Origin of the sequence: Streptomyces nanshensis, from assembly GCF_001751255.1 — a bacterium.
Classification (GTDB): domain Bacteria; phylum Actinomycetota; class Actinomycetes; order Streptomycetales; family Streptomycetaceae; genus Streptomyces; species Streptomyces nanshensis_A.
Genome location: NZ_LJGW01000377.1, coordinates 3629 through 17781, shown reverse-complemented (window position 1 = coordinate 17781; position 14153 = coordinate 3629). Strand labels below are relative to the sequence as shown.

The following is a 14153-nucleotide window of genomic DNA, read 5'->3' as shown; positions in this document are numbered from 1 at the left end:
ACGGTGGACATGCTGCGGGTGCGCCTCCTCGTCGAGCGCAGGGTAGCGAGGAGCAGCGGAAATCTGCGGGTTTGCGCCCTTGCGACCACACCGGGACCGGCCTGGTGGGACGCTGCGGGGAACACCGTCTCATCACGGAGGAGCTCCGCGTGATCTCGAAGAGCTACAACCAAGATCGGTCCGGCCTGTTCGCGCAGCCCGTCCCCGCATTCGCTGACGGCGTCACCCTCAGCGCCGCCGTGCACGAACTGGCCCACCTGGGGGACGAGGCCGCTGATCTGCTCAACCAGGCCCGGGACGGCCACCCTCACCCACAGGCCGTGGCCGACTGGCACCGCCGCCGGGCGGCCGTCCTGGTCCACCTCTCCGCTGCGCACGACCAATTCGACACCGAGGCCCGCCGCGCCATCGCCCTCTACCAAGGGGCTCGCGATCACGCCATCGACGCCTTGATCACTGACGGAATGGGCGAAGACCACAGTGGTTGACGGCGAAGCCGCTCCGGGGCCTGGCAGGGCATGACCGCAGCACGCCGTCCGGCCCGATGTCGTTCGGCTCCGTGATTCAGGTGTCGCAGGCGTGCTCGGCGGAGCGTCCCGTCGTCCCTCCGCGATGCGCACCTGCCAGTGCCTCGGCGGACTCTCGCGGCCGGCCACCGATTCCCCCGCGCTGTTCCGCTGGCGATCTGGCACCCCACGGCGCTGGGCGCGCCGTTCGTACGCCGGATCGCCTACGGGGCGTTCCATCGCCCTCGTGGAACTCGCCGCGCACTGGACCTACTACGGTTACCGGAGGCCCGGGGCGCACGCCGAACTCAACGGGATCGGCAAGGTGTTCGCGCTCCAGGGCTCGCGGGCATCGACGACGTCGTGGCTGTGCCGCTGCATGTGTCAGCCGTTGACGAGTTGTTGACCGTCGCGACGTACGCACGGCGCTTGGAGGAGCCCGACCGTCGGCGCAACGTCCATCGCCACCGGGCATCGTGCTCTCAAAGGACACCAGGTGGACCCCTAAGGGGCAGCGCCGTGACGCTGAATCGCGAGGGTCGACATCAGCGCCATGCAGAAGGAGTGATCGTGACGGCGTCCCTGGAACCGCAGGAGCTCACGAAGGGGCAGTTGCTCCTCACGGAGTTACAGCACCTCAAGAGCGAGCAGACGCAGAGGATCAACACACGCGATCACCTCATGTACGCGACGCTCGGCTCCCTGGCCGCGGTCCTCGCAGCCGTCTTCCAGCAGGGGCAGCACCTGGGCCGGTTGCTGCTGCTTCCGCCGGTCACACTCGTGCTCGGCTGGATGTACCTGGTGAACGACGAGAAGGTCTCGGCCATCGGCCGTTACATACGGTGCGACCTCGCGCCCCGCCTCAGCGCTGTCGTCCAGTCGGGAGCCAACTCGCACCAGAGCGAGGTGCCCCCGCTTCTCGGATGGGAGCTCGCGCACCGCAGCGACCCACGCCGCACATCGCGCAAGCGACTCCAACTCGCCGCGGACCTTGGCCTCTTCACCCTCACGCCCCTCGGAGCTCTGACCGTGTACTGGGCGAGCGGAACGGTGGACACTTGGCTCCTGGCCGTCTCCCTCAGCGAAGTGCTGGCCGTCCTCGTTCTCGGCGTACAGATCGTGACGTACGCAGACCTGCGCCGTGAGCCGCCTTCCACGTAACCCGACTGGGCACCGTGGTGATTGCGGTTGAACGGCGCCCTCTCAGGCGCGGCTGACGTTCTCCTCGTCGCTCCAGGATTCCATCGCGACGGGCTCGTCGAGTGTGTGCTGGAGCGCGGCTTGGGTTTGGACCGCTACGTCGAAGTCGCAGGCGAGTACGGTCTTGGTCTTGCCGTTCTCCGCCTTCCACCACACGCGGTGCCAGCCGCGGGGGAGCGGGCCTGTGGCGGATATGCCGATGTTGTACGGCGTCTCCATGGTGGTCGCCCTCTCAGTTGTCGGTAGCCGAGTGGATCGCACGTTCCTCGATGTTCCGTCACGCGGCCCCGGTCGGCCCGGTCGCCTGACAGGGTGCGGCGTGGGCGGGGCCGTCCGATGCGCCGTCGCTTCGTGCTTCGGCTGCTGCATCAGCCCGCTCGTACAGCCACGCCCGCCCGTTACTGCTACGGAAGCCGCTCTGCTGACTGCGCTCGCTGTTCGTGCCGGGCTCCGACGCCGGGACCCGTGCTCGTGCCTGCTTCTCGCCCGCCCATCTTCACGCGTGCTGACTCCTGTGGAGGTAGAACCCCATGGCCTGTCCGGCTTCGTCGGTGTTCGCGTAGCGGATTGTGTCGTCTTCGATCTCGAAGGCGTGAGGGGGGAAGGCGGAGAGCGGGATGCGGGTATCGCGCCAGTGTCGCCCGCAGCGGCAGTGGATCTCGATCGGATCGTCCAGGAGGATCAACCAGTCGCGGTCGGCGCCGCAGGAGGGGCAGGTCACCGGCGGCATGGAGTCCATGGTGATCTGTCCGTGCACGCGGGTGCAGGGAAGTGGCCCTTCCTCGGCTGCTTCGGACTTCATGTCCCGTCCCGTTCTCCCTCTTCGTTCAAGCGCCAGTTGCACATCGGAGCCGTGGCTCGCGCGACCATATGCATTAATATACACATGGAGTATCGCAACGCAAGTCTTACGGGTCATTGTCTCTGCCGCGTTCCAGGAGAGGTGGCCCACCGGCAGCACGCCTTCACGGCGACGTGCCCAGAGGGCGAGCGCTTCCTGACGTAGCGGCCCTCGGACGGGAGGTCCCGGCCGTACGGCTCGTCAAGAGCGGTGCTCGCCGCCTTTGGTGAGGCTGAGGCGGTGCTGGGCCTCCAGGCTGGCGACTGCTTCCTCGGGCAGCTCCACGATCCCGGCCAGCATCTTCCGCGCCTTGGCCAGGTCGGCGTAGCGCTCGTGTTCGGAGCCGGAGCCATCCCGAGCCCGCGCCAGCAGCTTGCGGGCCCGGCCGATGGCGTCCCGTTCCTGGGGGCTGAAGGCGCTGGTGCCTGTCTTGCGGGCGTGGGTGAGCGCAGCCTTCCACCGCAGCCGCAGTTGGCTGACCGCATCGCGGTAGGCGTCCACGTCTTCGCCGCGGGCCGCATCGTCCGCGGCGTACATGGCGTTCAGGAAGGAGGCGGTCTGCGGCACGGTGACGTCGTCGAGCGCCAGGACGTCGAGCCACTCCAGGCTGGTGCGCAGCTTGCCGTACTCCTCGCGCACGGCGTCGTGGTCGGCCTGGATCGCGGTGCGGCGGCGAGCCACGGCGGCGATCTGCTCCTCGCTCTCCCTCTTGGCCTTCCGCCGGCGTCGGTACCAGCGCACCGCGAGCCGTACGCCGAACCCGACGGCGACTCCGGCGGCGGCAGCCAAGAGGAGGTGGCCGACCGTGCTCCAGGGGAACGACGGTGGCGCGCCGGTGCCATTCGGCTTGCTGGGCTGGCCGTAGTCGGAGAGATCACCGACAAACAGGTCCCGGGCCTTCTCGAGGCCGCCGGACAGGACCACGGTGGCGAGCACCCCACCAACGGTGCCTCCGACCATCTTGGGGACGTCGTGCCGCGCCAATCCGCTCAGCATCGTCCCGACCGCCATGAGGGCCATCAGAAGCCCCACGACTTGAGTGAGCCACGGCATCAGGTTGGTCATGCCGCCTGCTCCTCCTCGGCCGGAAGCGCCACCTCGCCGGTCAGCAGCGGTGGTTCGCCGTCGGCCGCGAGCAGGCCGGGGCGGTGGTGCAGTTTCGCCTTCGGCGTGTCCGGCAGCTCGGGGCCGCTATTCAGATCCTTCGCCTCTTGCTGCTCCACAGGGCCCCCTGATGGTTCGACCGGTCATACCGTCTCACGGCCCACGCGGAGGGCGTGACCCTGCTGCCGGCCCTCGGCCACGTGATGCGACGAAAGGGGTGGAGCAGCTGACTCCGTCCACCCCTGCGCCCCGGTGGTGTGCGGCAGAATGCCGGTATGGACTTTGTGGCGTTGGTCTGCGCGGTCGCCCTCTCCGTAGCCGCCCTGAGGTGGTCCGCGGACAAGGTCCGGGAAGCCCTGCGCGCGTTGAGGGCTGCTCGATTGGACCTCCAGGCCGCCAGGATGGACGTCCAAGCCGCCAGGGACGAGCGACGCAGCATCACGCGATGACGCGCCAGCGTACGCCGCCGCGGGGTCGCAGGTGTGCCTCAAGGCCGGTGGATCACCAGTCCTGGCCGGTGGAGCACTCTGCCGGCAGCGGGGTGCCGCTGACGAGGTGATGGACCAGACCCAGCGGGATGCGCAGGCTTTCCCGCGCTGCTTCCTTGTCGAGGTCAGGGTCGAAGAATCCGCTCGTCCCAGTGCCCAGGGCGGCTGTGATGCGACGTGGCTGCCGGTACAGATGGCGTCGCGTGCGGCGTTCACCGTGTGGCCCGCGCGGGCGCCGTACGAGAGCAGCGATCTTCAGCTGGTCCGCGAGGCGTGTCACCGTGCGGTTGAACTGCAGGTAGTAAGCCTTGCGTTCGTCGATGGGGATCCAGACCTTACCGTGTGCCACCGGCCTGTCGGGGATGGCCTCGTGAAGCTCGGCGCCGGAGATGACCGCGCGCAGCGCCGCCCGTACGAGCATGCCGCGCACAGAGAACCGGGGGCCGAGCACCTGACGGGCCTGCTCCCAGTCAGGGGCGGTCATGGTCAAGTAGGCGACAGCCTGCTGGGCACGCGCCAGGTCGGTGGCACGGCGCAGCCGGGCAGGACGAGGTTGCTTTGCCACGATGCATCTCCCTGGCTGCTGGTGGGCGCGCGCTCGCACGCGAGCTGGTCCGGAGCGGGCCGTCCCACACTGTACGAAGCCCCGCCGACAGCCCGGCCTGGCATCTTCCCCCGCCGTGAACGGCTGCTCCCGGACAGCGCCGACGCCGGGCGTGACGTGCGCCTGCCGGCGTCGGTCGGTAAGGCGTCCGCCCGTCGGTCCGGGCCCTCGCCTCTTCGGGTGCACGGCCCGCGCACGCCGATCGCCGCGTCGATGCTCCCCCTCTGCGGTCCGTTGGGCCGTCACCCCCGGTAGACTCGATCCGACGCCGGAGGTTCTGCCTCTCCGTGCTGCTACTCGGGAGGCGTGGCGAACGCTTCGCGCACCGTGTAGAGAGGCCCTGACTGATTGTTCAGTTGGGGTCTTTCGCATGTGGAACTCGGACACTGCGCGCCTGCTCTGGTCCGGCTTGGTGTCCAGCTGCGCCGTCGCTCCCCGGCCGCGTTGGTCGCTACGCGCGCCCGGTCTGATCGGCCGTCGGCGAGTTCCCTGCGCCGTAGGCGTGATGCCCCTCCCTGGCGCTGCGAGCTCGCCCAATACACGAGCGGGCCGAGCCCGCTCGGAAGTGGAAATGGCCCGTATGCAAGGGACGTCGCACCAGTTGCGGGACATCCGTGATCATCAATGCTGTACCTACTCACGGCCTGGCATGTCGAGGGGGACTTCCTCTGGCTCGTACGTGAGGAGGTCGCCGGGCTGGCAGTCCAGCGCTCGGCACAGGGCCGTAAGGGCGGTGAAACGGATCGCTCGCTTCTTGCCGGTCTTGAATTCCGAGAGGTTCGAAAGCTTGATGTTCACCTGCTTCGCGAGATCAGTGAGCGTGATCTCCCGTTTCTCGAGCATCTCGTCCAAGTGCACGCGGATGCGGTGCTCTTCCTCTGGCGGCATTACAGAGTCCCCTTCAACTCGAGCTCCAGAGCCCTGCGGTGGTCGTCGGTGTTGAAGAGGCGCCCAGTCACGTAGACCACGAGCCCGATCAAGGACAGGTTCCCCAGGAAGTGCGGAGCGGCCTGGTGCGGCCCGGTGTAGAAGTAGATGAACGAGGCGACCCAGCTGCCGACGACCAGAAGTGTCAGTGTGGCCATCAGGGCGATGACTCCGCGTCGGGGTCCCGTGTTGTCCTCCAGGTTCTCTTCTGCCGCCTTCTCAGCCAGTTCGGGGAAGTTGCGCGTGAGTCCGAGTCCGAGCAGAAGGAGCAGAAGAACCACGGTGACCAGGAACGCCATGCCCACCGTGGGAGCCGCTGCCAGGAGCCGTTCCGTCAGCGTCGGGTCGGTCAGCCTCACATCGAGCACTGCGACGTCCAAGCCAGGACCCACAGTCGTCTCGCCCTGGTCGCCGGGCACGTAGATCCGCGGGTTCATGAGCGTGACGACCGAGTCTGACACCAGGCATCCGGTCAGGAAGGTTTGCAGGATGAGGTTCCAGCGGGCGCTGCGGCTCTTGGTAAGCGAGAGGACATCCATACGGGTCTCCAGTTCCCGATAAACGGTAAGTCACCCCTCACGCTACTTCCCGATTGTCGGGAAGTGCAAGCTCGCTACTCACAGTCCGCGATCACCCTCAGCCTCCGGGTGGACACGCCAGGTCGGTCCCTGGGCTACGGCATGGCGTGCCCGCTCTCCGGTCGGTTGTGGCTGAGGGCCGTGAGGTTCGCGGAGCGAGTACCGGGGGGGTTGGAGGTCGGCCCATGGGTGGAGCTCGGCGCCGCTGGCCTCGTCAGGGAGCGTGCGCTGGGGTCGCGGTTGGGCGGGTGGAGCCTGTGGCGCCCCGCCCAGCAGGTTCAGGGCGGCTTCTGGGCCCTGGTCGCGGCGTACGGCGGCGAGTTCGTCCAGGTCCCACACCCTGCTGCCCACGACGGTGCGCCGGTTGCCGCGTCGCTCGACGGAACCCCGCACCAGCAACAGCCCGGTATGGAAGATCACGTGGGCGCATGCCTCGTGGGTGTCTTCGAAGAAGGCGAGGTCGACGAGGCCCGTGCCGTCCTCCAGCGTCACGAAGATGACGCGCTTGCCGGACTGGATGGGCGGGGTCTGTGTGGCGGCCCGGACGCCGGCGACGAGGACGCGCTGACCGGCATGCAGGCTCTGCAGGTGCTTGGCGTCGGTGGCGCCGAGCTCGCGCAACAATTGGTGATGGTGCTCCATCAGGTGGCGGCTCACGTCCACGCTCAGGATGTCCAGTTCGCTGGCCAGGATCTCGCGGCTGGTCATCGCGGGCAATCCGCTCGCCCCGGCGGTGACGAGATCCTCGCTGAGCGGCAGCTGCCCGTCGGCCGCGGTGTTCTGTCGGGCCTGGCGGTGGAGTTCGGTGGCCTGCAAGAGCAGGTCACGCCGGTTCGATTCGCCCTGGATCCCATCGAGGGCGCCGATCTGGATGAGGCGCTGGGCAAGTGGCAGGGAGGGGCGGGCGCGCTGCCACAGGTCCTGGAGGCTGACGTAGGGCTGGCCGGCGGCGATGCGGGTGCTCTCGGCGTCGCTGATCCCGCGCACCGTGGACAGTGCGAGCCGCACGCCCCAGCCCTGTTCGGTCTGCTCGACGCTGTGGTGGGGGCGGGAGGCGTTGACGTCGACGGCGAGAACGGAAACGCCGAGGCGCCGGGCATCGTGCACCAGGACCCGACGCGCCCACATGCCCGGGTCGTGCTCAAGCAGGCCGGCGTAGAAGGCGGCCGGATGGTGCGCCTTGAGCCAGGCGGACTGCACCGCAGGCACTGCGAACGCCACGGCGTGCGCGCGGCAGAAGCCGTAGGCTCCGAACTCCTTGACGATCCCCCACACTTCGTCGATGACTGCCGGACTGTAGCCGCGTTCGGCAGCCGCGCCCCGGAACCACTCGCCCACCTTCGGCAGACGGTCGCTGTCGGCGAGAGCGCGGCGGGCGATGTCTCCGGCAGCACGGTCGCAGCCGGTCATTGTGGCGAGGATCGCGATGATCTGCTCGTGCCAGATCACGACGCCGTACGTATCGTCCAGGATCGGCTCCAGGTCGCGGTGCGGGTAGCGAGGCGGCTCATGGCCGTGGCGTGCGGCGATGAACTTCGCGGGCATGCCGCCGGCGACGGGGCCGGGCCTGAAGAGGCTGATGTCGGCGATGACGTCCTGCATGTGGCGTGGGCCCAGCCGAGCGATGAGGTCTTGCTGGCCCGAGCTCTCGATCTGGAAGCACCCCAGCACGGCGCCGCGGCGGATCAGCTCGAACGTCTTCTGGTCGCCCAGGTCGACGTGGGTAGGGCTGTCGAGGTCGATGTGCCGACCGGTGGTCCGGCGGATCTCGGTGACCGCGTGCGCCATGGCGGACTGCATCCGGACCCCGAGCACATCGAGCTTTACGAGGCCGAGGTCTTCGACGTCTTCCTTGTCGGCCTGGACCATCAAGTAGCCCCCGGGCGTGGGCTGTACGGGCAGCCGATCCAGCAGACTGGCGTTGGAGAGGATCACCCCGCACGGGTGCATCGCGTACCCCCTCGGCAGCGCGTCCAGGTTCGCCGCGAGCTCCCACAACGGCCCGAACTGTTCAGCCTCAGCGGCCAGTTGCCGCAGCTCCGGCAACTCCCGGAGAGCCGCGGGAATGTCGGAGGCACGGATGTGCGGGAAGCTCTTGGCGATCCGATCCACCATCTGCGGCCGGATGCCGAGCGCCAGACCCGCATCGCGCAGCGCATGGCGGGCCCGGTAGGTCTCCGGCATGCCCGTGACGGCCACGCGCTCTGCCCCGAACCGGCCGAAGATCTTGTCGTAGACCTCCAGTCGGCGTGCCGACTCCACATCCAGGTCGATGTCCGGGAGCGACGTCCGCCGCTCGCTGAGGAACCGTTCGAACAACAGGCGGTGCTCAAGCGGATTCGCCGTCGCCACGAACAAGGCGTGATTGACCATGGATCCGGCCCCCGAGCCGCGGGCCGCGACCCGAACACCCATCGCCCGTACGTCCGCGACGACCTGAGCGACCGCCAAGAAGTACGGCTCATATTTCAGGCGCCCGATCACTCCCAGCTCGTACTGGAGCTGCGCCACGGCGTTCCCGTCCGTATGCAGGCCGCGGGCCGCCATGCCCGCCTCGCAGCGCTGCCGCAGCAGCCTCATCCCATCGCCCGGCTGCTCTCCGGCGCCCACGACGTGAGGTTCGGGGAAACTCGGCCTGCCCATACCCAGCTCCTCCACCGGGTCGACCCTGCACTGTTCAGCGACGAGGGCCGTCTCTTCGAGCAGGCGACCGGCGCGGCCAGCTGGTGCGCTCGCGCCGGCCACGATCCGCCCGGCGACGTCGGCCATCTCATCCGCGGACTTCAGGTACCGCTGCCCGGGGTCCAGCTGGCCGCTCTTGAACTGGATGGGGCGCAGCAGCCGCGCCGCGTCCAGGACGTCCGCGACCCGGTGCTGCTCGTAGCGTTCGTAGCGCACGGCGTTGGACAGCACGACGGACACACCGACCCGGTCGCCGAGGGCGAGCGCATGCGCTGCCAGCCGCACCGACCCCGGGCCCAGGCCCGGCACCCCGTAGGCGACCACTTCCAGCCGAAGCCCCTCACCGACGAGCTCCCGCCACGGCGTAAGCAGCTGCTCGGCGATGTCGGGGCGACCGGCCGACAGAGCACGCTGCGGCTCAGAGGCGGGGCCGAGCAGCACGATCAGGTCCTGGCCCACGTGCTCACCCAGCGCCGTCCAGGAGACGACCGGGAAACCGCTGACCGGACTCGCATGCGCGGCGGAGACCAGGCGGCACAACCGCGCCCAGCCTCGCCGGTTCTGCGCGAGAAGCGCGACGCGCAACGGAGGCTCGGGCACGTGAGCCCCGCCTCGCACGGGGGTGCGGCAGCGGCCCTTGGGTGGAACAGGTCGCAGTGGCGCGACGGCGAGGTCGACGCCGAAGATCGGCCGCACGCTGTGTTCGGCGCATGAATGCGCGAAGCGGACCACGCCTGCGGTGGTGTCCCGATCGGTCAGCGCAAGCGCGGCCATCCCGTGCTCCGCGGCACGGCGGACCAGAGCCCCCGGATGGGATCCCCCATAGCGCGCAGAGTAGCCAGACGAAACACGCAAGTGAGTAAACCTGGCCATGCCGCCGCGCCTTCAGTCACAACACCCTCCGCCGTAGCAGTACCAGCTAGCGAACATGTGTTCTAGATACTGCCGTGCGAGACACCTCACCGCCAGCCGGTGACGGGCGAGGCTTGCTTCCATGCACGGCCGAGGGCGCCACTCACTGACAGCCGTCCACCCCCGTGCCTCCCGGCTCGTGCTTGGGCTGCTGCACCGCTCCGCCACTCGTCCATGTGTCGCCGCTGATCGTCGCGCGGCTCCCGCCTGACGCCCCGCCTCGGTGTCGATGGTCAACTGCGGCTGTTTCCGCCGTCGTTCGGGCCCGCCCACACGCCTGCATTGCTCGGGTCGTGGCGCGGTGGGTCGACCCCAGGGAGCACGGTGCAAGTCTGGTGCTATATTGGTGCACTGTTGGTGTTGGATTCTCTCCGTGGAGGAGGCCGTCGTGGACGATGGAAAGAGGATGAGCGTCGGGCTGGTCGCGCCGGCGAAGACGGAACTGGAGTGGCTCGCCAGCCACTTGGGGCTTTCGCAGGTGGACGTGATCAACCGAGCACTTCAGATCTACGGATACGTCGAGCGGCAGCGTGCGGTCGGCGGAGAAGTGCTCATCCGCCACAACGGGGAGACCGAGAAGATCCACATCATCTGATCCCGTCACACCGCCTTGCGCGAACTGACCGGCCCTGGCGGCGCGGAGCGGAGTGACATGAGGGAACTCGTCGGCGTCCTCCGGCCCGCCCGTCGCGAATCGGGTGCACGGCTGCGTGGCCGCCCTCGAGGCCGGGCCGGCTGTCGTCTGCGGTGGGACGCCCGTCTTCGGTGCGCGGCCCCTGCTGGCGGAACAACGTCACGTATCTGATGAGGTTTTATGCATGGATGCCGCTGAAGACCGACCTGACATTCTTGGGGCGAATCTGACTGCTGTGGGCATCGTCCGCCTTGCCGCAGCCGCGGAACTCGACCCGGACCGTGCGGGCCCCTCCGATCCACGCGTGATCGAACTGGTCAAGTCGTGGATGCCGGACTATCACCACGGGGGCACTCTGAGCCTGCTGTTGCCGCTGTCCCACCTCGCGGCCAGCGCGGCTGTTCAGGGGAAGGGCGGCCCTGATGAAGCTGCTGCATGGCTGGACCGGCAGAGCGCCGCCCTCCCGTCCGGGGGTGACGTGCCGGAACCCGTTGCCATCGAACTCGCCCGCATCGCTGTGGAGATGCAGTCCGACGGCGCTGACGCGGCGACACGTCGCCACTGCCTCGACCGGTACACGGAGTGCATGTACGCGTGGATCCGGCCCGAGGCTGCCGAGAAGTACGCCTACGTCCTCATCCTGACGGCGGGGCGCCTTACCGCTGAGCTGCTGTGCGACGCCTTCCGATACGACCGGCGCCAGGTCGACCGCTTCCTCGCCGGGCAGACCGAGGACATCATGCGCACCCCGGCTCCGAGCGCTCCACCGCCGGTGCCCGTGGACGCGCGGGACATCACCAGCGCGGGCGGCGCGGAGTGACGTAGAGGAGCTCAACTGTGGCCGTTCGCCGAGCCCGCACGGTGAAGTGGGCGATCTCGACGGCGTGTCCGGAGGAGACTCTGAGTGGGCTCGCAGACGCCTGCTGTCAGCTCAAGGGTCGTCGGCCTCTGGCCCATCCGCTGCGGATTCGGGCGCGGTTGTCACATCTGGCCTTCGACGGCGGCTTGTTCGTGGTGAATCTGCACCTCTGTGAGAGGAGATCACCATGGTCGCACGGGCACGGCGATTCCATGACCGTGAGAGCTACTACCGGGCGTTCCCCTGGGTGGAGGACGGGGACGCGGACGATGCGCCGGCGGGCTCGGACTACACCTCGGGTGATGGGACCTGTTTCCCGGACATTCACGGGAATCAGTGGCTGCTCACGTTCTCCCGGGATCGTGAGTTCGCGAATTGCGCTCCGCACGGTCTCGGCCGCGGCAACCTGCTGGCCTGTCGCTACGGCAGCACCGACATTCTGCTGTTGGCCGAGGACATCCCCATGCACCTGGCGGACGACGTAGTACACCGACGGCTGCTGCGCCCCGGGCGCGTGACCACGCTGGAGGATGTGATCAGCGCGCTGAGGGGCGTCACTGCCTCGTTCTGAGCCCGAAGGCCCCGCGGCGGACATGGCAGTCGCGCGGCTGCTGGCCGCTACGGGGTCAACTCGTGGGTGCACAACGGCCGGTGTCGTCCGACCCCTGGCCGGCGGGCTGTCGCACCTGTACTGGGCGTTGTCGCATCGGTGTCCCAGTTTGCGCTGGTGGCTGGCATGGCGACGACGTGTTCTGCCAGCCTGGTCCGGGCCGCGTTGATCGGCCGGCGTATGGGCTCCATCCATGCCGTACGCGAAACCTGTTGCCGCGGGCTGTACGGCGAAGGGCCTGCACTCCGAAGACGGGTGCAGGCCCTTCCGAATTTTGCCTCACTCCCGTGCCCGCCGCCGGGGCTGTTCCGTCGGCTCCGTCGGACGCCGTGCGTCGTACACACGGCCGCGCGTTCCGCGCTGTCCGCCCGGCTGCTGGGCTGGTCGGGATGTCGGTGTCTTCTTCACGTGGTGGACAACGGCGGTGCCGCTGGAGCGGCACCGCCGTGGCCTCGGGGCGCCCGACGGCGCTTTGCCCCGCTGGCCTGGGATCGCGTTGCCCCGTGTGGCCGGAGGTGTTGGTTCGACTCTGCTGCCGAGGCAGCAGGTCTGGCGCCGCGTGCCCGAATCTGCAGCGCCACGTCGACGGTAGCAGTGGCACGAGGCGGTGCACCGCCGTGTGGCGGCACTCCGACTCCGCGGTCACTGAAGTCACGGATCGCGCCCCCGAGGGGCGCTGCGCTGCTGCCCCGTCGTACGGGGCTACGTCGACGTCGGAGCCGCCCGCCGCGCGTCGGGGTGCCGGCTACTGCGACGTGGTGCTGCTGCTGCTCCGGTACGTCGGCGAGCGCGCCGGGTGCTGCTCGCTGATTCCAGCGACCGGCCCCCTGTGGCGCGCGGCTCCGCCGCCCGCGCTGCCGCGTCCGGGAGGCGGTCGCCGCGGCTCGCTTGTTGCGTGCTTACGTCTTCGCGCTCGGGGTCTCGGTCCGTCGGGGCTGGACTCAGGTGGTCGGGCCTGCCGATGACGCGAGTTTGATCACGACGCTGGAGACCACTTTGTCGTGCAGACACTGCCGCTAGTCGTCCCTTATCCGAACTAGATCAGCGTCAAAGTTCTGCTGGTAGAGGTCGGCCCTGGCCGGGGGAGGGCGGGGCTGCCGGTGGGTTGGCGGTCTCGGACCTGCGCGAGGGCCGGTGGAAGCAGTTCCTCCTCGGCGACGGAGAGGGCCCATGGGATCGTCCGCTGGGCGTGCTGTGGCAGCGCGTGGTCGCCGAGTGCGGCGCCGCCGCCCAACTCGCGGCCGAGCACAGCCTGGTGTGGGAGGAACTGCCGCACGACTCCAAAATCGTTCTTTCCCTCCAGGACGGGGGCGGCGACGTCGTCGACGTCCCCGCGGCCGCATGCCGAACCCAACAGGAGGCATGGGAACGGGAGACGCGGTACGCGCGGATCCACCGTCCCCTCCCCGAGGACCTGGCCGGCCTGGTACCGGCCGATGCCGGCGCGCTGCGCTCGGGACTGCTGGCTGCCGGCGACTTCCACGATGACGAGTACAGCGGCGGGGAACAGCAGCGGATGACGCGGTGGGTGCGGGCGCTGGGTGGGACGGCTGCCTATTTGGCCGCTGCACACTGGATTCCCGCTTCCCTGGCTCTCGACGTGGTCACCACCGCGTCCCTGGAGCAGGAGATGCGCGCGGCGCTGCGGCTGCCGGCGCCGTGGTCGCTGGTGGTCCATGAGCCTGTGCCACTGGGCGCCGCGCAGGCGGATGACGCCGAGCTCGCCGAACTGATCGAGGCCGGCGGCTGCGTCGGCCGCCAGCCCGCGATCCTCGGCGGTCTGCTCGCCGCCCGCCCGGACGGGGCACTGGATACCACCGGCGGCTTCCTGCTGCTGGGCGTCACCGACCACGCCGGCCGCCGGAGGGTGTGTCTGCAGCAGGCCGCTTTCGGCGACCATGCGGGGGGCCGTGTGCTGTACGGGTACGCCGCCCAGTTGGCCTTCGCCCGCTGGGCGCCGCCGCCTGCCCTGCCCGAGGTCGGCGGTCGGCCCGGCTCGCGCAGCACCCTGGCACGCATCGCGCGCAGCGACGCTGGCCGCGACGGCGCCTGGCACCACATCCGCTCCCTGGCCTTCACGCCGCCGCCCGACCATCCCCCAGGGCCCCGGGCGGGGCCCGCGGGTCCGAGGCGGGAGCTCACGGCCGGCACGTGGCGGCGCGCGCACTGGAAACCGGGCGTGAGGATCGGAATCCGCGACGAGCGCGG

13 protein-coding genes and 2 pseudogenes are annotated in these 14153 nt (G+C 69.2%); 7 read left to right on the top strand and 8 right to left on the bottom strand.

All coding sequences use genetic code 11. The annotated features are described in order from the left end of the window. Positions 1 to 149 precede the first annotated feature (149 nt). The 3 genes from AN218_RS22375 (at position 150) to AN218_RS22370 (ending at position 1667) form a co-directional block, all read left to right on the top strand. A complete protein-coding gene (locus tag AN218_RS22375) occupies positions 150 to 488 on the top strand; it encodes a hypothetical protein (RefSeq protein WP_070018683.1) in 339 nt (112 codons plus the stop codon). Positions 489 to 753: 265 nt separating this feature from the next. Beyond that, positions 754 to 912: a hypothetical protein gene (locus tag AN218_RS36955; RefSeq protein ID WP_171908754.1), complete on the top strand. Its 159-nt coding sequence runs from the start codon at positions 754 to 756 to the stop codon at positions 910 to 912. A 164-nt stretch (positions 913 to 1076) separates the two neighbouring features. Continuing rightward, entirely contained in the window at positions 1077 to 1667 is a 591-nt protein-coding gene (locus AN218_RS22370; protein WP_244900592.1) for a hypothetical protein, read from the top strand. Between the two features lie 42 nt (positions 1668 to 1709). Here the strand turns inward: AN218_RS22370 and AN218_RS22365 are convergent, their stop codons facing one another. The 8 genes and pseudogenes from AN218_RS22365 to AN218_RS22335 form a co-directional block, all read right to left on the bottom strand. Continuing rightward, a complete protein-coding gene (locus AN218_RS22365; RefSeq protein WP_070014928.1) occupies positions 1710 to 1925 on the bottom strand; it encodes a hypothetical protein in 216 nt (71 codons plus the stop codon). A 277-nt stretch (positions 1926 to 2202) separates the two neighbouring features. Further along, a complete protein-coding gene (locus AN218_RS22360) occupies positions 2203 to 2508 on the bottom strand; it encodes a hypothetical protein (RefSeq protein WP_141747655.1) in 306 nt (101 codons plus the stop codon). A 240-nt stretch (positions 2509 to 2748) separates the two neighbouring features. Continuing rightward, entirely contained in the window at positions 2749 to 3612 is an 864-nt protein-coding gene (locus AN218_RS22355; RefSeq protein WP_070018681.1) for a DUF2786 domain-containing protein, read from the bottom strand. Continuing rightward, entirely contained in the window at positions 3609 to 3770 is a 162-nt protein-coding gene (locus AN218_RS36950; RefSeq protein WP_171908753.1) for a hypothetical protein, read from the bottom strand. Before AN218_RS36950 ends, AN218_RS22355 begins: the two co-directional genes overlap by 4 nt. A gap of 382 nt (positions 3771 to 4152) precedes the next feature. Beyond that, positions 4153 to 4704, bottom strand: a complete 552-nt coding sequence (locus AN218_RS22350; RefSeq protein WP_141747654.1) for a hypothetical protein — start codon at positions 4702 to 4704, stop codon at positions 4153 to 4155. A gap of 672 nt (positions 4705 to 5376) precedes the next feature. Next, complete coding sequence (locus AN218_RS22345) at positions 5377 to 5631, bottom strand: helix-turn-helix domain-containing protein (protein ID WP_070018679.1); 255 nt, start codon at positions 5629 to 5631, stop codon at positions 5377 to 5379. Further along, positions 5631 to 6209, bottom strand: a complete 579-nt coding sequence (locus tag AN218_RS22340) for a hypothetical protein (protein WP_070018678.1) — start codon at positions 6207 to 6209, stop codon at positions 5631 to 5633. Before AN218_RS22340 ends, AN218_RS22345 begins: the two co-directional genes overlap by 1 nt. Before the next feature lie 134 nt (positions 6210 to 6343). After that, positions 6344 to 9803: pseudogene (locus AN218_RS22335) on the bottom strand (DNA polymerase III subunit alpha). Between the two features lie 427 nt (positions 9804 to 10230). Between AN218_RS22335 and AN218_RS22330 the strand changes: the two are divergent. The 4 genes and pseudogenes from AN218_RS22330 to AN218_RS22315 all read left to right on the top strand — a co-directional run. Then, positions 10231 to 10437, top strand: a complete 207-nt coding sequence (locus AN218_RS22330) for a hypothetical protein (RefSeq protein WP_141747653.1) — start codon at positions 10231 to 10233, stop codon at positions 10435 to 10437. A gap of 115 nt (positions 10438 to 10552) precedes the next feature. Further along, positions 10553 to 11296 (top strand): hypothetical protein, encoded by a 744-nt coding sequence (locus tag AN218_RS22325; RefSeq protein ID WP_141747652.1) that lies wholly within the window; start codon positions 10553 to 10555, stop codon positions 11294 to 11296. 226 nt (positions 11297 to 11522) lie between these two features. After that, positions 11523 to 11906 (top strand): hypothetical protein, encoded by a 384-nt coding sequence (locus AN218_RS22320; protein ID WP_070018675.1) that lies wholly within the window; start codon positions 11523 to 11525, stop codon positions 11904 to 11906. A 1144-nt stretch (positions 11907 to 13050) separates the two neighbouring features. After that, a pseudogene (locus AN218_RS22315) lies at positions 13051 to 14153 on the top strand (hypothetical protein); the annotation flags it as partial.